Raw genomic sequence first — 21105 nt, forward strand, 5'->3', positions numbered from 1 at the left:
GCGGCCTCAAGTGAGGCCTGCGATTTCGGTCCAGCTAACGGCAGTGGCGGCGCATGCGCAAGAGCCGCCGGCGTATGGCCGCATGCGCCGGCGGCGAAAGGCGGCTATTTCTTCTGACGGGAATCGCGAATCTTGAGGAGGCGGTCGAGCTCATCATTCTGCTGGTTGATGCGGTCAGCGATCCGCGACTCGTTCTGCTCACCCGAGGCGGCCGCGGCCTGCTCGATGAGCTGGCGGATATTGTCCTCGAGAATCGCGATGCGATCGTTGAGTGCGTCCATCGACAGCGAATCTTCGTAGTCATTGCTCATGATGCATCCCCTGCAAATCGATCAAGAGCTTTAAGGGCCCCCAGCGGGCCCACCATGATCTAGCGCAAGATAAGAAGGTGGGCACGGCGCTTCACGCCTTGCCTACCGTGCAGCAGCCTTACTTCAGCGGCTCCAGCACGGAGACGTAGTTGGCAACCGCCGCACCGCCCATGTTGAAAATGCCGCCGAGCTTTGCATTCTTGAGCTGCATGCCCTCGGGCGCTTGGCCGGCGAGCTGCATCGCGGTCATCACGTGCATGGAGACGCCGGTGGCGCCGATCGGATGGCCCTTGGCTTTCAGGCCACCGGACGGATTGACCGGCAGCTTGCCGTCCTTGAGCGTCCAGCCTTCCTTGATGGCACGGGCACCCTGCCCCCGCGGCGTCAAGCCCATCGCTTCGTACTCGATCAGCTCGGCGACGGTGAAGCAGTCATGGGTCTCGACGAAGGAGAGATCGGAAAGTGTAACGCCCGCCTTCTCCAGTGCGCGCTGCCAAGCGACCGTGCAGCCCTCGAACTGGAGGATGTCGCGCTTGGACATCGGCAGGAAATCCTGGGCGTGCGCGGTGGCGCGGAAGCCGATCGACTTGCTCATGCCCTTGGCGGTTTCCGCGTCGGCCAGCACCAGGGCAGCGGCACCGTCCGAGACCAGCGAGCAGTCGGTGCGCTTCAGGGGGCCGGCGACGTAGGGGTTCTTCTCGCTCTCGGCGCGGCAGAAGTCGAAGCCAAAGTCCTTGCGCATCTGGGCGAAGGGATTGGCGACGCCGTTCTTATGGTTCTTGGCCGCGATCAGCGCCAGTGCATCGGACTGGTCGCCGTATTTCTGGAAATAGGAGCTGGCGATCTTGCCGAACACGCCGGCGAAGCCGCCGACAGTGTTGCCGTCCTCGGGCAGATAGGACGCCTTGAGCAGGTTCTTGCCGATCTCCGGGCCCGGCGTGCGCGTCATCTGTTCGACCCCGACAACGAGGACAATCCTGGCCGCGCCGGCCGCGATCGCGCGCACGCCCTGATGGACGGCGGCGGAGCCGGTGGCGCAGGCGTTCTCGACCCGGGTCGCCGGCTTGAAGCGCAGCTTCGGGTCGGCCTGGAGCACCAGCGAGGCGGTAAAATCCTGGGGCGAGAAGCCGGCGTTGAAATGGCCGAGCACGATCTCGTCGACATCGCCGGCCGAAATGCCGGCATCCGCCAGCGCCTCATTGGCTACCTTCACCACAAGGCTTTCCACGGTCTCGGTGTCGAACTTGCCGAACGGCGTATGCGCCCATCCGACGATGCTGGCGGTCATGGTCATTCTCCCTGGCGCTCTCTTGCTGACCTAAGTCTTAGCTCAGGGATGGCAAGACTTCACGCGGGTTTAAGGGCCTCGAGGGTGCGCTGGCAGATGGCAGTTATGCCGGCCCAGTTCCCGGCCCTGATCTCCGCCGTCGGGCACAGCCAGGAACCGCCGACCGCGACCACATTGGGCTCCGCGAGCCAGGTTGCCGCATTGGCCTCGCCGACCCCGCCGGTCGGGCAGAACCGCACGTTCGGGAACGGCCCACCCAGCGAGCGCAGCCCCTTGATGCCGCCGGCCTGCTCGGCCGGGAAAAATTTTGCAATGTCGAAGCCGTAGGACAGCGCCATCATCAGCTCGGAGGCCGTGGCGATACCCGGCGCAAACGGCAAGGAGCTATGGGTGGCGGCCTTCAAGAGGTCCGGGGTCAAGCCCGGGCTGATGCCGAACGCAACGCCGAGCTTCTCGACACTGGTAAAGTCGGCCGGATTGAGAATCGTGCCGATGCCGACCACCGCCTCGGGCACCTCGGCCATCATCGCCCTCGCCGCCTCGATCGCAACAGGGGTACGCATGGTCACCTCCAGCGTGCGGACGCCGCCGGCCACCAGCGCACGCGCCAGCGGCACCGCATCCTGGATACGCTCGATGGTGAGGACGGGAATGACAGTCGCGGCCTTGAACAGCGCGGCGAGGTGGTTCTGTTGGGCAGTCGTGGTCATCTTGGCTTTCGTTTCACTTGGTCGCTTGACGCGTGGTCGCCGGCCGATGCCGTTTCTTCGGCGGCATGGCATAACCCGGAATGATGGCGCCGGAATAGCAGATGACGAGGCTGGCGAGGCGGTGCCCGGCCTGCGCGGCCTCGACCGGGTCGGAACCGGCGAGCCGTGCCGCGATATAGGCCGCCGCAAAGCTGTCGCCGGCCGCGGTGGTGTCGACCACGGGCTTGGTCATGGGCTCTGCGCGGACCTCGTAGGGCCCCCCGGGAAAGCGCAGCAGGCTGACCGGCTCGGCGAGCCGGAACACCAGCTCGGGGCTTGGGATGCGCGCCATCAACTGCTCGTGGCTTTCGCCGGGATAGAGAGCGAGCAGATCCTCGGTCGAGGTCAGCACGATGTCGGCTGCCGCGAAGGCCGCTGAAAACACCTCGCGCGCGACCTCACGATCCGGCCATCCCCGCGCGCGAAAATTGGTGTCGAACACGAAGCGGGTGCCAAGCAGACGCGCGCGCTTGATCGCCGCGAGCAGGCGCTCGCGCCCAGCCGTGTCGTAGATCGAGAGCGTGATCGCAGAGAGATAGACGATGTCGTAGCTCATCAGCGAGTTGAGGAGATCGTCCGTCTCCGGCAGATTCATCAGCTGGCGCGCCGCCGCACTGTCGCGCCAGTGGAAAAACTGGCGCTCGCCCTTCGTATCCAGCTGGATCATGTAGAGGCCGGGCAGCTTGCCGGGCAGCCGCGCGACGCGCCTCGTGCCGACGCCCTCCGCAGTCCAGGCCGCGATCATCTCATCGCTCAGGGCATCGTCGCCAAGCGCGGTGAAATAATCGACCTTGACCTCGAGCCGCGCGAGGTAAACGGCCGTGTTGAGGGTGTCGCCGCCGAATCCACGCGAGTAGAGGCCCCCGCCCTGCCCGCTGGAAGGTCCGGCGGATTGTCCACCCTGGGCCTGCCGGAGCTCGACCATGCATTCGCCGATGCAAGCAACGCTCGCCATCACTTTACCCGCTCAGTCAGAGATCAGGCGACGAAATTGCCGCCGAGCTCGTCTTCGATGTGAATGCGGATGATGTCGTCGAAAGTCTTCTCGGCAGTGGTGAAGCCGAGCTCGAGCGACCGCTTTGCATTGAAGTTGCGCGGCCAGCCGCCGACGATGCCGACGATAAAGGGATCGGGCTCCCGCTTGATGCGGGCGGCGACCTTGTCGCCGGCGACGCGCTTCAGCGCAGCGATCTGCTCGCCAACCGTCGCCGACAGGCCCGGCATGGTCAAATTACGGCGCGGCCCCACCGCGGCGAGGTCCATGGTGCCGGCATGCAGCAGGAAGCCGACGGCGGAGCGCGGCGTGGCATGCCAGTGGCGGACGTCCTCGGACACGGGAAGAACCGCTTCCTTGCCGGCCAGCGGCTCGCGCAGGATGTTGGAGAAGAAGCCCGATGCCGCCTTGTTGGGCAGGCCGGGCCTGATGCAGATGGTCGGCAGGCGGATGCCGATGCCATCGAGGAAGCCGCGGCGGGAATAGTCGGCCAGCAGTAATTCGCCGATCGCCTTCTGCGCACCGTAGCTCAGAAGCGGCGTGTGGAAGAACTCGTCGCCGATCGCATCGGGGAACGGCGCGCCGAACACCGCGATCGAGGACGTGAAGACCACGCGCGGCTTGTAGCCGCCGCCTGCAAGCCTGACGGCATCGAGCAGCATTCGCGTGCCGTCGAGATTGATGCGGTAGCCCTTGTCGAAATCGAGCTCGGCTTCGCCCGAGACGATCGCGGCGAGATGAAAGATCACGTCCGGACGGCCGGCGATCAGCTTTTCGGCCGCACCCGGCACGGCGAAATCGCTCGACACGGTCTCGACGGCAAACCCGGCTCTTTCCGGCGCCTTCGGCTCGACCACGTCATGCATGGTCAGCTTGGTGATGTCGCTCTTGCCGAGCCGGCCGTCGCGCGACAACCGTTCGCACAATTTGCGGCCGACCATGCCGGCGGCGCCCAGAACCAGAATGTGCAAGAGCCTACTCCTTTTATTGGCCGGAACGCGCCGATTTCGGCGATTCGTCCTGGCGCGCTCTCGAGGCAGGCTCCGCGATCATTCCTTCACGGCGCCGGTCATCGCCGACACATAATACTCCACGAAGAAGGAATAAAGGATAACTACGGGAACCGAGCCGGTCAGAGCCGCCGCCATCAGCGCCCCCCAGTGGTAGACGTCGCCATTGACGAGCTCGGTGATCGCGCCGACGGGGATCGTCTTGTTTTCGGACGAGGAGATGAAGGTCAGCGCGTAAATGAACTCGTTCCAGGACAACGTGAAGGCGAAGATGCCCGCCGAGATCACGCCCGGCAGCGAAAGCGGCAACGTGATCTTCATCAGAATCTGCAGCCGCGTCGCCCCGTCGATCAGCGCACACTCCTCCAGCTCATAGGGGATGGTGCGGAAATAGCCCATCAGGAGCCAGGTGCAGAACGGGATCAGGAAGGTCGGATAGGTCAGGATCAGCGCCAAATTGCCGTCGAACAGCCCGAGCTGAAACACGATCGCCGCCAGCGGAATGAACAGAATGGAGGGCGGCACCAGATAGCCGAGGAAGATCGCAAGGCCGACATAGCGCGAGCCCTTGTAGCGAAGGCGTTCGATCGCATAGGCGGCGCAGACGCTGGCGAACAGGGAGATGAAGGTCGAGGACACCGAGACGATCACGGTGTTCCACATCCAGAGCGGATAGTCGGTGTCGAAGAACAGCTTCTTGATGTGCTCCAGCGTCGGATGCACGATCCAGAACGGATTGTACTTTTCGTAGTCGTACATCTCCGCGTCCGGCTTGAACGTCGCGACCGCCATCCAGTAGAACGGGAACAGCAGGAAGAAGATGATCAGGCCGAGCGGAAGGTAGACCCGAAAAAACTTCCGCGGGAAGCTCTCGAGGTAGTCCATTCCGACGCTTTGGTCGTCCGCTGTGGTCATGGTCAGTCCCTCCCGCCTTGCTGCCAGCGGGAGCGCTGAAGCCCGAAAAAGCTGAGCAGGATCGCCGCGACCAGGAACGGAATCATCGCGTTCGAGATCGCCGCGCCTTCACCCAGATTGCCGCCGGTGATAGCGCGCTGGAACGACAGCGTCGCCATCAGATGGGTGGAGTTGATCGGCCCACCCCGCGTGATGGTGTAGATGAGCTGAAAGTCGGTGAAGGTCATCAGCACCGAGAACGTCATCACGACCGCGATGATCGGCGACAGCATCGGCAGCGTGATGTGGCGGAAGCGCTGCAGATTGGTGGCGCCGTCGAGATTGGCGGCCTCATAGAGCGAGGGCGAGATGGTCTGTAATCCCGCCAGCAGCGTGATCGCCACGAAAGGAACGCCGCGCCAGATATTGGCGGCGACGACCGACCAGCGCGCATTCCAGGGATCGCCAAGGAAATCGATATAGCGCGTGATCAGGCCGGCCTTGATCAACACCCAGGAGATGATCGAGAACTGGCTGTCATAAATCCACCAGAACGCGATCGCAGAGAGCACCGTGGGCACGACGAAGGGCAACAGCACGATCGCCCGGATCATCGACTTCATCGGCAGCCGCTCGTTGAGCAGCAGCGCCAGGTAAAGGCCGATGGCGAATTTCACCGCGCTGGCGGCGACCGTGTAGAAGATGGTGTTGAACACCGAAAGCCAGAACACTGAGTCCTTCGCCAGCGAGACGAAATTCTGGAAGCCGATGTAGCGCCCGGCGCCGCCGATCTTGGTGTCGGTCATGCCGAGCCAGAAGCCCAGCGCCAGCGGGTAAGCCAGAAACAGGATGAGGATGGCGATTGCCGGCACCATGAACATCGCGCCGAGGAAATGCCGGCTCTCGAATGCTCTGGTCCACAAGCTGCTGCGCTTGGCCTGCGCGACAGTGGACTCGGCCATAACTGCCATGTCGGATTCCCCTCGACGAAAAGTCGCGGCGTCCGGCGAACCGGACGCCGCGTAGATTGGAGCTGATCAGACCTGATAGTAGCGCTTGGCGCGCTCGGCTGCGCGTGCGGCTGCCGCCTTCGGCGTCACGGAGCCCGACGCCGCCTCGGCGAACATGTCGACGACGACGAAGTCGCCCATCACGGCGGCCGAGGCATAGCCGAGATCGCCGGCATAGCCGTTGTCGCGGCAGCGCTTCAGGCAGTCGCGATACGGCGTGATCTTCGGATCCGACGTCCACACCGGGTTGTCGTTGTAGGCCGGAAGCGGCGGCGACACGTAGCCGTTGGAGGAGACCTCCCAGGCGTCGTAGTTCGCCTTGTCCATCATGAACTTGATGTATTCCTTGACCGCCTTCGGATACTTCGAGTGCTTGTAGCCGTAATAAACCAGCACGTTCTGCTGCTCGGTCGACACGCCGACCGGACCGATCGGCATCGGCGCGTGGTTCATGTCCTTGGCGATCTCCTGCTGCTTCGGATCGGTCGAGTTCTTTCCGACGGTCCAGATCGAGATGCCGTTCAGCGTCAGGCTGAGCTCGCCGTTGAGGAACGCCTTGTTGTTGTTCGAGTCGTTCCACGACAGCACGCCGGGGATGAAGGTCTCGTAGAGCTGCTTGACGTATTCGAGCGCGGCGATCGTCTCCGGCGAGTCGATCACGACCTCGTTCTTTTCATTGACGACTTTGCCGCCGAAGGCCCACAGCGCCCACTGGCACCAGCCGTTGGCGTCACCCGTGGCGTGGCCGAGCGCGAAGCCGGCCGGCGTGTTGTTCTTCTTCAGCGCCTGGCAGAGCTTGAGGAAGCCGGCAGTGTCCTTGGGAAATTCATCGAAGCCGGCGGCCTTCACGTGGCTAACGCGATAGTTCAGGCAGCCGCCGGTCGCGCCCTGCGGAATGGCGATCCAGCTGTTGCCCTTCTTGCCGTAGCGTTCGGCAACCGGGTACCAGCCGCCATACTGCGCGCCGAGATAGTCGGCGACGTCAGTCATGTCGATCAGCTTTTCCGGGAATTTGTGGGGATCATCGAGCGTTCCGATGATCAGGTCGGGACCGGCGCCGACATTGGCGGCGACCGCGGCTTTGGGGCGGATGTCCTCCCAGCTCTCGGCCTCGAGCTTGATCTTGACGCCGGTCTTCTCGGAGAACGCCTTGGTCTGCTCGGCGAATTTGTCGAACTCGGCCTGAATGAACTGCTTCCAGCGCAAGACGCGGATGGAAGCGTTCGGCTCGGGCGTGTTGGTCCACTCTGCCGCGCGTACCGGGACAATGCCCGGGCCGGCCAGCAGCGCCGCGCCGCCCAGACCGACTTTAAGCACACTTCGCCTGTCGAAATCGCTCATCGTTCTCTCCCTAAATTTTATATTTGTATTGGGTCGTCTTGTATTGGGGCAGTTCTGCTTGGCAGTTCTTTGGCGTCGCTATACGCGTTTGCCCGTCGCCTCGTCGAACAGATGAATCACGGAAGGATCGGGCTTCAGCTTGACCTTGTCGCCCGGGTTGAACTGGTGACGTTCGCGGAAGACTGCGACGACCTGCTCACCACCGAGCTTCGCAAACACCTGCGTTTCCGAGCCGGTCGGCTCGACCACGACGATCTCGGCATCGGCGCCGTCGTCAGCGATGGTGAAATGCTCGGGACGCACGCCGTAAACGACAGGACGCCCGTCGGACGCCGCCGGCGCGTTCCTGAGCGGCAGCTTGACGCCATTCGGCCCCTCGAAGGTCGCAACGCCGTTGACCCGCACATGACCCTTCAGGAAGTTCATGGACGGCGAGCCGATAAAGCCGGCGACGAACTGGTTCTCGGGCTTGTCGTAGAGCTCGAGCGGCGTACCCATCTGCTCGACGATGCCGTCATGCATGACCACGATTTTATCGGCCATGGTCATGGCCTCGATCTGATCGTGGGTGACGTAGACCGTCGTGGTCTTCAGCCGCTGGTGCAGCTCCTTGATCTCGGTGCGCATCGCGACGCGCAGCTTGGCGTCGAGGTTCGACAAGGGCTCGTCGAACAGGAACACCTGCGGATCGCGCACGATGGCGCGGCCCATGGCGACGCGCTGGCGCTGGCCACCAGAGAGCTGGCGTGGATAGCGTTCGAGCAGCGGCGACAGCGCCAGAATCTCGGCGGCGCGCTTGACGCGCTTGTTGATCTCCTCGGTGCTCTCGCCCCGCAGCTTCATCGAGAAGCCCATGTTCTCGCCGACCGTCATGTGCGGATAGAGCGCGTAGTTCTGGAACACCATCGCAATGTCCCGCTCCTTGGGCTGGACATTGTTGACGACGCGGTCGCCGATCGAGATCGTGCCTGAGGTGATGTTCTCGAGACCGGCGAGCATGCGCAGAAGCGTCGACTTGCCGCAGCCGGAGGGACCAACCAGGACGACGAACTGGCCGTCCTCGATCGGAATCGAAACGCCGTGCAGGACTTCAAAATTGCCGAACGATTTCCGCACGTCGCGGATTTGCACAGACGACATCTAGCTCCCTCCTCGAAAGTCCACGACGCATCTCGCGCCGCGACCGTCTTGTTTTTTCAGACTTCACCGAACGAAGCCCAACCTTAGCGGGCGACATTGTCGGCAGTTTGCGCGGTTTTGGCAATTTGTCTTTGGTTAGTCCGTGCTGGTAGCGCTGTCAACGTTCCTTTGTTTGCGACAGTGAGTGTGTTAAGAGCAGCAAATGGGTCGAAACCGCACCAAGTCAGGCAAAATCCGGCTGGCGGAAGTCGCCGAGCTCGCCGGCGTAAGCCCGATCACAGCGTCCCGCTTCTTCCGCAATCCCGAGGCGCTGTCGGTGGCCAAACGGACCCGGGTCGAAAGCGCGGCCAGGGAGCTTGGCTATGTGCCGAACCTGGCGGCGCGCGCGTTGGCCTCGCAGCGCACCGAGGTGATCGGTGTCTTGATTCCGTCGCTGACCAATAACGTGTTCTCCGACGTGCTACGCGGCATCTACGACGCCTCCGAAAACAGCCGTTACTCGATCCAGTTGTCCAACACACGCTACAGTATTCTCCAGGAGGAGAAGCTGCTGCGGCTGTTTCTTGCGCAGAAGCCGGCCGGGCTGATCGTCACCGGCATCGACCAGACCACGGAATCGCGCGCAATGCTCGATGCCGCCGACTGCCCGATCGTGCAGATCATGGAGATCGGACCCAATCCGATCGACATGATGATCGGCTTTTCGCACTATGACGCAGCCCGTGCGGCGGTTGCGCATCTGTTCGCGCAAGGTCACCGCAAGATCGGTTTCGTCGGCGCACGGATGGATCCGCGGGTGCAGCGCCGGCTCGACGGATACGTCTCGGCCATGAAAGACGCCGGACTGTTCGACCAACGCCTCGTCGTCACCACGGCGACTCCGACCTCGGTAACGCTCGGAGGCGCCCTGTTCACCGATCTCCTGGCGCGGGAGCCCGGCATGGACGCGGTGTTCTGCGCCAATGACGACCTCGCGCTGGGTGTGCTGTTCGAATGCAGGCGCCGCGAGATCGCGATCCCCGAACAGATCGCGATCGTAGGCTTCAACGATCTCGAATTCATGGCCTCCGCCGTCCCGACTTTGACGAGCGTGCGCACCAACCGCTACGAGATGGGCAACACGGCCGCCAGCATGTTGATCGAGGCGATCGACGGACGGCGCCCGGAGCACCCGGTGCTCGATCTCGGCTTCAAGGTGATCGAGCGGCAAAGCTCGTCGGCCCGGCGTTCCGACAACCGGCCAGCCGTTTCAGGCGGGGGCGTCGCGAACAAAATGGTAGCGTTACCAAGTGGCCATGACTAGTATCGGATTTGTGAGGAAACGACCCGCCAGCGGGCAGGCAAATCGTCGCTCGCGCCGTTGGGCATCGCACAAGCCGATACCATAAAACGGACGCCAGTGCGTTTGCATTGCAGGAGAAACCAATGACAAAAAAACCAACCAATGGGCATGCCCCCGCCGGCAAGGGCGCTCGCCGCCACCTCCGCTCGCAGGAATGGTTCAACAATCCGCATAATCCGGGCATGACCGCGCTCTATATGGAGCGCTATTTGAACTACGGTCTCACCCGCGCCGAGCTCCAGTCCGGCAAACCGATCATCGGCATCGCGCAGACCGGCAACGACCTCTCCCCCTGCAACCGCCACCATATCGAGCTTGCCCATCGCGTCCGCGAAGGCATCCGCGAGGCCGGCGGCATTGCGATGGAATTCCCGACCCATCCGATCCAGGAGACCGGCAAGCGCCCGACCGCGGCGCTCGACCGCAACCTCGCTTATCTCGGCCTCGTCGAAATCCTCTACGGCTATCCGCTCGACGGCGTGGTGCTGACCACGGGCTGCGACAAGACCACGCCGGCCTGCATGATGGCGGCGGCGACCGTCAACCTGCCCGCGATCGTGCTGTCGGGCGGGCCGATGCTGAACGGCTGGCACAATGGCGAGCGCACCGGCTCCGGCACCATCGTCTGGAAATCGCGCGAGCGCCTCGCCGCCGGCGAGATTGACTATGAAGAATTCATGGAGATCGTGGCGTCATCGGCGCCCTCGGTCGGCCATTGCAACACCATGGGCACCGCTTCGACCATGAACGGGCTCGCGGAAGCGCTCGGCTTCTCGCTGCCGGGCTGTGCGGCGATCCCCGCCCCCTATCGCGAGCGCGGCCAGATCGCCTACGAGACGGGAAAACGCATCGTCGACATGGTCTGGGAAGACCTCAAGCCTTCGGACATCCTGACCCGCAAGGCGTTCGAGAACTGCATCGTGATCAATTCGGCGATCGGCGGCTCGACCAACGCACCGATCCACATTAACGCGCTGGCGCGCCACATCGGCGTCGAGCTCTCCATCGACGACTGGCAGAAGGTCGGCCACGACGTGCCGCTGCTGGTGAACATGCAGCCGGCCGGCTTCTATCTCGGCGAGGAATTCCACCGCGCCGGCGGCGTGCCGGCCGTGGTGCGCGAACTGATGAAGCACAAGCGCATCCACGAGGACGCGGTCACGGTCAACGGCCGCGGCATCGGCGAGAACTGCGCCAATGCGCCAAAACCCGACAACGACGTGATCTGGTCTTACGACAAGCCGCTGGTGAAGGACGCCGGCTTCCTGGTGCTGAAGGGCAATCTGTTCGATTCCGCGATCATGAAGACCAGCGTGATCTCCAAGGAATTCCGCGATCGCTACCTCAGCAACCCGACCGATCTCAATGCACTCGAGGGCCGCGCCATCGTGTTCGAGGGTCCCGAGGACTATCACGAGCGGATCGACGATCCCTCACTCGAGATCGACGAGCGCTGCGTGCTGTTCATTCGCGGCACCGGCCCGATCGGCTATCCCGGCGGCGCCGAGGTCGTGAACATGCAGCCCCCTGCGGCGCTGATCAAGCGCGGCATCATGTCCCTGCCCTGCATCGGCGACGGCCGCCAGTCGGGCACCTCGGGCTCCCCTTCGATCCTCAATGCTTCGCCGGAAGCCGCCGCCAATGGCGGGCTCGCGATCCTCAGAAACGGCGACAAGGTACGCGTCGATCTGAACAAGGGCAGTGCCAACATTCTCATCTCCGACGACGAGGTGAAGAAGCGCCACGCCGAACTGGCGGCGAATGGCGGCTTCAAGCATCCGCCGAACCAGACGCCGTGGCAGGAGCTTTATCGCAACACCGTCGGCCAGCAGTCGACCGGTGCCTGCATGGAGCTCGCTACGCGCTATCAGAACGTCGCCGGCACATTTGGCGTAGCGCGGGATAATCACTGAGTTAGGAACACGTAGCCCGGGTGAGCGGAGCGACACCCGGGACATCCGCTCCCGGATATCGCGCTCGCGCGCTCATCCGGGCTACGGCACTGAGAAAATCGAGGAGAATACAAATGGCAGACCGCCTCAAGGGAAAGCGCGCCGTCATCACGGCTGCAGCGGCAGGCATCGGGCGCGCATGCGCCATTGCATTCGCGCGTGAAGGCGCAACCGTCATCGCCACCGACATCAACGAGAGCGGCATCGCGAGCCTGACCAAGGAAGGCATCGCCGAGGTCGCCAAGCTCGACGTGCGCAGCACCGCCGACGTTAACGCCTTCGCCAAGCGCGTCGGCAAGGTCGACATCCTGCTCAACGCGGCCGGCTTCGTGCACCACGGCACCATCCTGGAGTGTTCGGAAGAGGATTTTGATTTCTCGTTCGACCTCAACGTCAAGTCGATGCACCGGACCATCAGGGCCTTCCTGCCGGACATGCTCGCGGGCGGCGGCGGCAGCATCGTCAACATCTCCTCCTGCGCGGCGCTGCGGCCGCCGGCCAACCGTTATGTCTACAGCGCCTCGAAGGCAGCGGTGTCGCTGCTGACGCGCGCGGTCGCGCTCGACTTCATCACCAAGGGCATCCGCTGCAACAGCATCTGCCCGGGCACCGTCGAGACGCCTTCGATGCTCGACCGTGCCGCAGCGCAAGGGCCGCAGGGCAAGGAGATGTTCGTCTCCCGCCAGAAGATGGGCCGGCTCGGCACCGCCGACGAGATCGCATCCATGGCGGTCTATCTCGGCAGCGACGAGAGCGCCTTCACCACCGGTGTCGACCTCGTGGTCGACGGCGGCTACATGCTCTGACGCCAGAGGCCCGGCATGAACAAGATCGATCTCAACGGCCGTGTCGCCATCGTCACCGGCGGCGCGCAGGGCTTTGGCCGCGCCATTGTTCAGCGCTTCGTCGCCTCCGGCGCCAAGGTCGCGATCTGGGATTTTGATGCAGCCCTGGCCGAGAAGACGGCAAAGGAAATCGGCGATAACACCTGCGTCTTCAAGGTCGACGTCACCGATACCGCGGCCGTCGAGCAGGCCCGCGACGCGACGCTGGCCGCCTTCGGCAAGATCGACATCCTCGTCAACAATGCCGGCATCGCCGGCGTCAACAAGCCGGTCTGGGAGACCGATCTCGAGGAATGGCGGAAAGTTCTGCGCATCAACCTCGACGGCCCTTTCATCGTCTGCAAGGCGATCGTGCCTTGGATGCTCAAGCAGAAGTACGGGCGCATCGTCAACATCGCCTCGATCGCCGGCAAGGAAGGCAATCCCAACGCCTCGCATTATTCGGCGTCCAAGGCCGGCCTGATCGCGCTGACCAAGTCGCTCGGCAAGGAATTGGCCGCACACGACATTCTCGTCAATGCGGTGACTCCCGCGGCTGCGAAGACGGCGATCTTCGACCAGATGACGCAGCAGCATATCGACTTCATGCTGTCGAAAATCCCGAAAGCGCGCTTTGTGCTGGTGGAAGAGCTAGCCGCGATGGTGAGCTGGCTCGCATCCGAGGACTGCGCGTTCTCGACCGGCGCCGTGTTCGACATCTCGGGTGGGCGGGCAACCTATTGAGGCAGCCATGATCCGAGAAGGCGGATGTCTGTGCGGCGCGGTGCGGTTCAAGGCGGAGGGCGAGCCGCTCAACGTCCGCATCTGCCATTGTCGCATCTGTCAGAAGGCGATGGGCTCGCCCTACTTCGCCCGCGCGCAATTCGACCAGCGCGCACTGACTGTCGAGGGCGACACCGAGCGCTATGCGTCGTCCGAGAACATCGACCGCGTGTTCTGTAAGCGCTGCGGCACGCGCCTGTTCGCCTGGCGGCGCAACGGCACGCTGGCTGGCGTTGCGCTGGCGACCTTCGACGATCGCAACGCGTTTGTGCCCACCGAGCACATCTGGGTCAGCGAAAAGATGGGCTGGGTGACGATCGAGGACGGCATGATCCGATATGACGGGACGATCCCGACGTAGCTCATCCGGCGCCAAGGCTCCACGTCACGGCCGCTGGTCTCGCCGATCATTTGCGGCGTGGCATTTCGGGACCGCCCACCCTATGTTGGGGTGACGCGTTGCTGCACCACCGGTTGGCTGGGTCGGCTGCAAGACCGCAGGCAAACCGGGACGGACGAGCCGTGAACATTTCCTTGTATGACCTCTCGGTGTGGGTGCTGCCGCTGGTGCTCGCCATCACCTTCCACGAGGCTGCCCACGCCTTCGTCGCACATCGTCTCGGTGATGATACCGCATGGCAGCTCGGCCGTGTCAGCTTCAACCCGCTCCGCCACATCGACCCGTTCGGCACGCTGATATTGCCGGCGATGCTGCTGTTCGCGCATTCGCCATTCCTGTTCGGCTATGCCAAGCCTGTGCCGGTGAATTTCCGCAAGCTCAACGACCCCAGACTCGGCATGGTCTGGGTGGCGCTGGCCGGGCCCGCCACCAACATCCTGCTGGCGCTGTCCGCAGCTCTTGCCCTGCACGCCCTGCCCTGGGCCCCAGCGAACTCGGCGCAATGGATCTTTGACAATCTCAAGAACGCACTGCTGATCAACGCGGTGCTGGCGGTGTTCAACATGATGCCGATCCCGCCGCTCGACGGCGGGCGCGTCGCGGTAGGGCTGCTGCCCCGGCCGCTCGCCCTCCCGCTGGCGCGGCTCGAGCCGTTCGGGATGCTGATTCTGATCGGCTTGCTGATCCTGCTACCGCTGGCAGGCTCGCAGTTCGGTCTAAATCTTGATGTTATTTCAGCAATACTGCGAACGTTGACCGGTTATGTGATTCAGGCTGTTCTCATTCTGACCGGCAATACGTAGTTGAACAGCACACCCGAACACAAGCCGAAGGGCTCGAGGCCGACTTGGTCAAAGCTGCCGATATGCTGATCGCGCGACGCGCTGATACCCGCGCTCGCGCCGATTTTGCCACCTGGAAGATGATGGCCAAGCTCAACGGGTCGTCCGCGCTGCCTCCGGAGGCGCAGGAGTTCCTCCTGAGCTACAAGAACCTGCGGGCGCAGATGAACGAGGGTGAGGCTACCGAGGCCACCATCGGCGCCATCTACAAGGCCTACTATGCCGAGATGGGCGGCGCGGGAACTCCACCTGACGTCCGCCCCCGGGCGGCTGAACCGGCGGCGGACAATGTTACCGCTTTCCGCCGCCCCGAACCGAAGCCGAAGAAGGCCAGTTTCTTCCGGGCAGCGACCGCGGGCGCAACCCAGAAGCGGCCGCTCCCGGTGGCCCTGATCTTCGCCTGCCTGGTCGTGGTCTATGTCGGGATCAGGCTCTACTGGCGCTGAGCCGTCTTCTTCTTTTTCCTTGCGTCCGGCGGCGTGAAGATGATGTCGACGGTGCGCTCGAACCGGTCGTCGGTCAGGCTGGCAGGCGGCTGCGGGATGGGATCGGATTTGCGGACAATCGAGATCGCGGCCGCATCGTAAGCTGCATCCCCGGACGACTCGACAACGTCGACTGAAAGCACGTTGCCCCGTCGGTTGATCGCGAAGCTGACCTTGACTTTCTGATTGTTGGGCTCCTTGCCTTCCGGATTGACCTTGTGGGCCGTAAGGTGCGCGCTAATCTTGCGATTCCAGTCTGCCGTGAGCTTTAGAATGTCCTTGCCGATGCCCAGCACGGGCGCCAGTGCCTTCTCGGCCTCGCGCGCGTCCTCGTCGAGCGTCTGCCGCGCCGTCGCAACGGACTTCGGCGAGGCCTCCGCAGCGGGCGTTTCGACCGCCGCAATCTTCGGATCCTCGTCCTGCGGCTTCTTCGAAATGTTCTCGGTGACGACCCGATCGGGATCGTCGACCTGTTGCGACTGATCCTTTGGAAGCTCGGTTTCCTTGGTCTCGGCCTTTTGCTCGGGAAGCGCCTGCTGCTCCTGCATCGCTTCACTATCCGGTCCCGGCGGAAGGTCGGTGTCAGGCGCCTTCGGCGAGGCCATCTCGACAGCGAACTCCGCGCCGGCCGCGCCGAGGCCGTCATCGGCGTCATCGGCCCGCAGGTGCGCCAACGCGAGCGCGGCCCCGCCCAGATGGAGCGCGAGCGCCGCCATCGCTGCCAAAATCCAAAGCGTCCGGGCTGGTCTGGACTCGTCCGACATAGCGGGCCTCTAAGGCTGAGCGGCGCCTGCCGCGGGCGCCCCCGGAGCGCCTTCCAGCGCAACCAGCTTCACCCGCGAATAGCCGCCTGAGCGCAACAGCTCCATGACGCCCATCAACTCGCCATACGGCACCGAGCGATCGGCGCGCAGGAACACGTACTTGTCCTTGCTCATGTCGGACAGCCCGTCGAGGGTGCCGATCAACTCGGCGCGGTGGACCGGGTTCTCTCCGATGGCAAGCGTCAAATCGGGCTTGATGCTGAGATAGGTCGGCTTGTCCGGCTTCTTCTGCGGTGTCGCGCTCGACGTCGGCAGATCGATCGGCAGGTCGACGGTCGACAGCGGCGCTGCCACCATGAAGATGATCAGCAGCACCAGGATGACGTCGATGAACGGCGTGACGTTGATTTCATGCGTTTCGCCGAAATCGTCATCGTCATCATTGTCTGCGAGCGAGACGCCCATGGGTCACTCCGCCGCGCGCGAATGCACGCTGCCGTGGCTGCGGTCGAGATCGCGCGAGAGTAACCGCCCCGCAGCGCCCGAGGCACGGCTGACGAGTTCGAGATAGCTCTTCGTCACGCGCGAGAAGTAGTTGTAGATGATGACCGCGGGAATGGCGGCGACCAGGCCGATCGCGGTGGCGAGCAGCGCCTCGGCGATGCCGGGCGCGACGACGGCGAGGTTCGTGGTTTGCGACTTCGAGATGCCGATGAAGCTGTTCATGATGCCCCACACCGTGCCGAACAGGCCGACGAAGGGCGAGGTCGAGCCGATGGTCGCGAGCACGCCCATGCCGACGCGGATGCGCCGCGCCTCCGCACGCATGATCTCGGAGAAGCTCGAAGCCGCCCGCTCCTTGATGCCGGTGTCGCTGGAGAGGCCGGCCGACATCCGCGCCTCCCGCAGCGCCGCCGCCAGGAAGGACGGCAGGATGCCCTCCTTGGCCCCGAGCGCCATCTGCGCTTCCGCGAGCGAGCGCGCCTCTGCGATCTTCTTCAGCGCCGAGCGAAGCTTGGTCGCGGCGATCGACAATTCGATCGACTTGGCGATCAGCACCGTCCAGGTCATCAGCGATGCAAAGGCGAGCCCGATCATCACCGCCTTCACGATGATGTCCGCCGACATGAACATCACCCAGGGCGACAGTTCCTTCATGGCGGGCGCGATGCCGGCTGCCGTATCGGACTTTGCAGCCGCGGGCGCGGCAGCTTGGGGCGTCATAGGCGGAGCAACAACCGGGGCTGGACTGACCGCGGACGGCTGAGCCGTCGACTGGACGGGTGCCGCGGGGGCGGCCTGTGTCTGGGCAGAAACGGGGGATGCAAGCCAGGCGGCCGCCAGCACCAGAGCTGCGGCAAGGCTTGCTTGGAAGGACATGATCTTCATACTTCGGCCCAGTAGCGAATGAGGTTGTGATAGATACCCGTCAATTTGACCGTTTCGGGATCGTCACGCCCGAGCCGTTCCACCAGCGCCTGTATCGCGGTGTCGAGGTCAAAGATCATGCTCCGGGCTTGATCGTCCCGTATCATGCTCTGAAGCCAGAAGAAAGACGCAACCCGCGTTCCCCTGGTCACCGGCGTCACGAGATGGAGGCTGGTCGAGGGATAGAGCACGCAGTCCCCGGCTTGCAACTTGACTTCGTGCGAGCCGTAGCTGTCCTCGATCACAAGTTCGCCACCGTCGTACTCCTCCGGCTCGGCCAGGAACAGCGTGACCGAGAGGTCTGTGCGGATGCGAAGGCCGGTCAGGCGGTCGCCGCGGATCGCATTGTCGACGTGCAGGCCGAAATGGTGGCCGCTGCTGGCCGCATAGCGGTTGAACAGCGGCGGGAATATCTGGAGGGGGATCGCGGCCGCGATAAAGCGCGGGTTCGACGTCAGCGCCGAAATGATGCGGTTGCCGAGCTTGCGCGCGACCTCGCTGTCCGGCGCCAATTGCTCGTTGCGCTTGACCATCGCCGACTGCGAGCCGGCGGTGGAGCGCCCGTCCTCCCATTCGCTGACGTCCATGATGCGGCGGAAATCCGCCACATCATCCTTGCTCAGAACGCCAGGAAGGCACGTCAGCATGATCAGAACTTCGCTGTCGTCACGAGGTAGAATGCCCGCCCTGGCGCGACCGCCACGAAGGGCACGGCACTGCGATAGAACGAGTCGTAATAGAGCTTGTTCGTCAGGTTCTGGGCGTAGAACTTCATGGTCCAGTTCTGGTCGATCTTCTTCTCGAGGAATGCGTCGAAACGCCAGTAGCTCGGCAACTCGTTGGTGTTGGCCGCGAACGTGCCGCCATAGACCTTCGAGCGGTACACCGCCTGGCCGCCGAGTTCCCAGCCGCCGTCGAACTTGTACTTGGTCAGCATGCTGAACGACTGGTGGGCAATGTTGGCGAGCTGCAGACCGATGTTGGAGGCAACGCCGCTCTGCGTGACCTTCGACTGCATCAGCACCAGACCGCCAAAAATGCTCCAGCGGTCGGTGAGCTTGCCCTCGGCCTCGATGTCGATGCCTTGGATCCTGTAGGCAGCGCCCGAGGTCAGCAGATTGTTGACGGTCTCGCGCGCGTTGTCCTTGGTCGTCTGGAACAGCGCACCGGTTACCAACAGGTGACGGTCGGCGAGCTCCCATTTGGTGCCGAGTTCGATCGCCTTGTTACGCTCGGGTCCGAGCAAAACGGCCGTGTTGGGCGGAACACCACCGTAATCGGTCGCGGTCGCATCAAGTTCCGACCCGAACGGATTGGCCGAGGTCGCATAGGCTGCATACAGGCTGCCGATCGACATCGGCTTGTAGACCGCGCCGACGTTGTAATTCACGAGATCGGCATTCTGCTTCAAATAGGCCGGGTTGGTCGACGAACTCTGGCTGTAGCCGTCGTAGCGCACGCCGCCGTTCACAATGATGGTGTCCTGCCAGTTCGCGGTGTCCATGACGTAGACGCTGCTGGTGTTGACACCGTAGCGCGTCGGATTTCCAACCAGCGACGGCGTGTTGCTGAAGGGAATGTAGGTGTACTGCGGCGAGTAGAGATTGACCCCCGTGACCGCTCCGTTGCTGGTCGAGCCGCCGCCGAACAGTTCGGACGAGAGGCCGGTGTAACGGTCGATCGAGATGTTTTCGTTGGCATATTCGACGCCGAACACTGCGGTGTGCTTGACCCCGCCGGTGTTGAGCTTGAATGTGGCCTCGTTCTGGTTGGCCCATACATCCACGTTCTGGTAGCGGCTCTGCGCACTGGCCGTCGTGGTCCAGAGCAGCGGATTGGGGCTGGTCGTGATCGGGTTCTGCGGCAGCGTGCCGATATAATTCAGCAGCGAGTGCTCGCCGCGCACCTTGCTGGTCAGCGTGATGGCATCGTTGACCTTGTACTCGATCGTGCCGGTGCCGAAATCCTGCCGCGCCGTCTGGAAGTCGCGGTTGAGAAAGCCGTACCAGTTTCCGCGCGGAATGCCCGCCGACGTCACGGGGACATTGCCCTGCCTGTAGAAGGGCACGCCGAAATCCGGGTAGCCGCTGAGATCGGTGTGGACATAGTTCGTCGTGATCTTGATGTCGTTGGTCGGGGTGTACTTGGTCGAGATGAAAGAACCCCAGCGATCGTCGGTGATATAGTTGCGGCCGGCGACGTTGGCGTCCTGGAACAGGCCGCCCACGCGCACGGAGAAGGTCGGATCGACGACCTGGTTGACGTCGAGCGTGACGCGCTTGGTTCTGTCGGTGCCGAACTCGGTATCCATCCGCTTGAAATTGACGTCGCCCGCCTGCTTGGTGACGATGTTGATGGCACCGCCAGCGGTGCCGCGGCCGGCGTAGGACGAGGCGGGGCCCCGCAGGATCTCGATCTGCTCGGTGAAGAAGTTTTCGCGGATTGAGACCGCGGGATCGCGGATACCGTCGATGAAGACGTCGTTGCGCGCATCGAAGCCGCGGATGAAGAAGCGGTCGCCGAACGCGTTGCCCCCCTCCCCCGAACCCAGCGTCACGCCGGCGGTCGACCGCCCGATCTCCTTCAGCGTCGTGGCGTTCTTGTCCTCGAGAACTTCCTTGCTGAGCACGGTGATGGTCTTCGGCGTGTTCAGCATCGGCTCGGGAAACTTGCCGGAGGCCTGGACGTGGTCGACCTTGTATGGCGCCGCCGGATCCGAATACGGATTGCGGTCAACCTCGCCGGACGGCGTGGTGGGAGCGGTCTGCTGCGCCGCCTGCTGCCGCTGCGCGGCGCGGCGAAGCGCATTGCGCGCGCGGACCTGATCCGCCGTCGGCTTCGAAGCCACCGGGCGCGGACGCGCGACCGGCGCATCGACCGTCACCGGCGGCAGGTTCGACTGCTGCGCCTCCGCGCCGCTCGACACCGATGCTGCTGCGATCAGGCCCGCGACAGCGGAGACCTTCTTGCCGGAAACGCTCGTGAACTTTTCATCGAATGCTGCGACCGAACGCAACGACTTCGGTGCGACCACCTGCCCCATTACCAAACACGCCCCATATTCCAGTTCGCCCATTCACTTCGATGAGCGATTGGAGTGTTGGTATCGGCCGCAAAATTGCGGGTCAATGCGAGTAAGCCGCGAGAACGCTTGAATAAGTCCAGATCAAAGCGATTCTAAACTGCCGTTTGAAATCGTTCTAAATCGAGATTGGAGTCGTTCTAAAGAGCGCGTGAAAATGCTGCTAAATCGGCGGTCGCGGGCGCATGGTCAATCGCTGCTTGGCGGCTTCATCAACGAGAACAATTCATCGACGGTCTTCCGCGCCACCGCGCGCACGCGGTCGCTGTTGTCCATGCCTGCGATGTTGACGCCGTTGACGACGGCTCTGATCTCGTCGCGGAACTCGGTGAGAAAGCGCAAGGGATCACGCTGCTCGTTGGCGACGCGTGCGATCAGTCCCGTGATCAGGATCTGACACGCGATCAGCTTGCCGTTCAGTTCGTCCATGCTGCGCTCCCGTTGTGGCGCGTCGATATGACCGATG

22 protein-coding genes are annotated in these 21105 nt (G+C 63.4%); 7 read left to right on the top strand and 15 right to left on the bottom strand.

Annotated elements, in window-relative coordinates; translation table 11 throughout:
- Nucleotides 1-104 precede the first annotated feature (104 nt).
- From IVB50_RS24900 to ugpC, 9 genes are all read right to left on the bottom strand, one after another.
- On the bottom strand, nucleotides 105-311 hold the full coding sequence (locus IVB50_RS24900) for a hypothetical protein (RefSeq protein ID WP_018459240.1): 207 nt from the start codon (nucleotides 309-311) through the stop codon (nucleotides 105-107).
- Nucleotides 312-429: 118 nt separating this feature from the next.
- Nucleotides 430-1599: an acetyl-CoA acetyltransferase gene (locus tag IVB50_RS24905; protein WP_247297551.1), complete on the bottom strand. Its 1170-nt coding sequence runs from the start codon at nucleotides 1597-1599 to the stop codon at nucleotides 430-432.
- Between the two features lie 59 nt (nucleotides 1600-1658).
- Nucleotides 1659-2309: a bifunctional 4-hydroxy-2-oxoglutarate aldolase/2-dehydro-3-deoxy-phosphogluconate aldolase gene (gene eda, locus IVB50_RS24910; RefSeq protein WP_247297556.1), complete on the bottom strand. Its 651-nt coding sequence runs from the start codon at nucleotides 2307-2309 to the stop codon at nucleotides 1659-1661.
- A 13-nt stretch (nucleotides 2310-2322) separates the two neighbouring features.
- Nucleotides 2323-3303 (bottom strand): sugar kinase, encoded by a 981-nt coding sequence (locus IVB50_RS24915; protein WP_204510939.1) that lies wholly within the window; start codon nucleotides 3301-3303, stop codon nucleotides 2323-2325.
- A 23-nt stretch (nucleotides 3304-3326) separates the two neighbouring features.
- Nucleotides 3327-4313 carry a D-erythronate dehydrogenase gene (gene denD, locus IVB50_RS24920; protein ID WP_247297557.1) on the bottom strand — a complete coding sequence of 329 codons (987 nt, stop codon included), beginning with the start codon at nucleotides 4311-4313 and terminating at the stop codon, nucleotides 3327-3329.
- 78 nt (nucleotides 4314-4391) lie between these two features.
- Nucleotides 4392-5267, bottom strand: a complete 876-nt coding sequence (locus tag IVB50_RS24925) for a carbohydrate ABC transporter permease (RefSeq protein WP_007592322.1) — start codon at nucleotides 5265-5267, stop codon at nucleotides 4392-4394.
- A 2-nt stretch (nucleotides 5268-5269) separates the two neighbouring features.
- Nucleotides 5270-6217, bottom strand: coding sequence for a sugar ABC transporter permease (locus IVB50_RS24930; RefSeq protein ID WP_007592324.1), 948 nt, complete (start codon nucleotides 6215-6217; stop codon nucleotides 5270-5272).
- 66 nt (nucleotides 6218-6283) lie between these two features.
- The gene (locus IVB50_RS24935) at nucleotides 6284-7597 is read right to left on the bottom strand and encodes an ABC transporter substrate-binding protein (protein WP_018459245.1); all 1314 of its coding nucleotides are present in this window, start codon (nucleotides 7595-7597) and stop codon (nucleotides 6284-6286) included.
- A gap of 78 nt (nucleotides 7598-7675) precedes the next feature.
- Nucleotides 7676-8737 (bottom strand): sn-glycerol-3-phosphate ABC transporter ATP-binding protein UgpC, encoded by a 1062-nt coding sequence (gene ugpC, locus IVB50_RS24940; RefSeq protein WP_007592328.1) that lies wholly within the window; start codon nucleotides 8735-8737, stop codon nucleotides 7676-7678.
- 202 nt (nucleotides 8738-8939) lie between these two features.
- Between ugpC and IVB50_RS24945 the strand changes: the two genes are divergently transcribed.
- The 7 genes from IVB50_RS24945 to IVB50_RS24975 all read left to right on the top strand — a co-directional run bounded on the left by IVB50_RS24945 (nucleotide 8940) and on the right by IVB50_RS24975 (nucleotide 15326).
- Nucleotides 8940-10040: a LacI family DNA-binding transcriptional regulator gene (locus IVB50_RS24945; protein WP_247297558.1), complete on the top strand. Its 1101-nt coding sequence runs from the start codon at nucleotides 8940-8942 to the stop codon at nucleotides 10038-10040.
- A 122-nt stretch (nucleotides 10041-10162) separates the two neighbouring features.
- Complete coding sequence (locus tag IVB50_RS24950; RefSeq protein ID WP_247297560.1) at nucleotides 10163-11992, top strand: IlvD/Edd family dehydratase; 1830 nt, start codon at nucleotides 10163-10165, stop codon at nucleotides 11990-11992.
- A gap of 113 nt (nucleotides 11993-12105) precedes the next feature.
- Nucleotides 12106-12837, top strand: a complete 732-nt coding sequence (locus IVB50_RS24955) for an SDR family oxidoreductase (RefSeq protein ID WP_247297562.1) — start codon at nucleotides 12106-12108, stop codon at nucleotides 12835-12837.
- 15 nt (nucleotides 12838-12852) lie between these two features.
- Nucleotides 12853-13599, top strand: a complete 747-nt coding sequence (locus tag IVB50_RS24960; protein WP_018459249.1) for an SDR family NAD(P)-dependent oxidoreductase — start codon at nucleotides 12853-12855, stop codon at nucleotides 13597-13599.
- A gap of 7 nt (nucleotides 13600-13606) precedes the next feature.
- Complete coding sequence (locus IVB50_RS24965; RefSeq protein WP_085362164.1) at nucleotides 13607-13999, top strand: GFA family protein; 393 nt, start codon at nucleotides 13607-13609, stop codon at nucleotides 13997-13999.
- A 161-nt stretch (nucleotides 14000-14160) separates the two neighbouring features.
- Entirely contained in the window at nucleotides 14161-14841 is a 681-nt protein-coding gene (locus IVB50_RS24970) for a site-2 protease family protein (protein ID WP_026233763.1), read from the top strand.
- A gap of 62 nt (nucleotides 14842-14903) precedes the next feature.
- Nucleotides 14904-15326, top strand: coding sequence for a hypothetical protein (locus IVB50_RS24975; protein WP_085352797.1), 423 nt, complete (start codon nucleotides 14904-14906; stop codon nucleotides 15324-15326).
- Here the strand turns inward: IVB50_RS24975 and IVB50_RS24980 are convergent.
- The 6 genes from IVB50_RS24980 to IVB50_RS25005 form a co-directional block, all read right to left on the bottom strand.
- Nucleotides 15314-16129: a TonB family protein gene (locus tag IVB50_RS24980; protein WP_085352796.1), complete on the bottom strand. Its 816-nt coding sequence runs from the start codon at nucleotides 16127-16129 to the stop codon at nucleotides 15314-15316. The two genes, IVB50_RS24975 and IVB50_RS24980, sit on opposite strands and share 13 nt — an antisense overlap.
- A gap of 9 nt (nucleotides 16130-16138) precedes the next feature.
- On the bottom strand, nucleotides 16139-16594 hold the full coding sequence (gene exbD, locus IVB50_RS24985) for a TonB system transport protein ExbD (RefSeq protein WP_018459254.1): 456 nt from the start codon (nucleotides 16592-16594) through the stop codon (nucleotides 16139-16141).
- Nucleotides 16595-16597: 3 nt separating this feature from the next.
- Nucleotides 16598-17518, bottom strand: a complete 921-nt coding sequence (gene exbB, locus IVB50_RS24990) for a tonB-system energizer ExbB (protein ID WP_085352795.1) — start codon at nucleotides 17516-17518, stop codon at nucleotides 16598-16600.
- Complete coding sequence (locus tag IVB50_RS24995) at nucleotides 17515-18204, bottom strand: Fe2+-dependent dioxygenase (RefSeq protein WP_085352794.1); 690 nt, start codon at nucleotides 18202-18204, stop codon at nucleotides 17515-17517. Before IVB50_RS24995 ends, exbB begins: the two co-directional genes overlap by 4 nt.
- 2 nt (nucleotides 18205-18206) lie before the next feature.
- Nucleotides 18207-20600, bottom strand: a complete 2394-nt coding sequence (locus IVB50_RS25000) for a TonB-dependent receptor (protein WP_247297564.1) — start codon at nucleotides 20598-20600, stop codon at nucleotides 18207-18209.
- A 228-nt stretch (nucleotides 20601-20828) separates the two neighbouring features.
- A complete protein-coding gene (locus tag IVB50_RS25005; RefSeq protein ID WP_085352792.1) occupies nucleotides 20829-21068 on the bottom strand; it encodes a hypothetical protein in 240 nt (79 codons plus the stop codon).
- Nucleotides 21069-21105: the final 37 nt, after the last annotated feature.

Source organism: Bradyrhizobium sp. 87, assembly GCF_023073015.1.
Lineage (GTDB): Bacteria > Pseudomonadota > Alphaproteobacteria > Rhizobiales > Xanthobacteraceae > Bradyrhizobium > Bradyrhizobium canariense_D.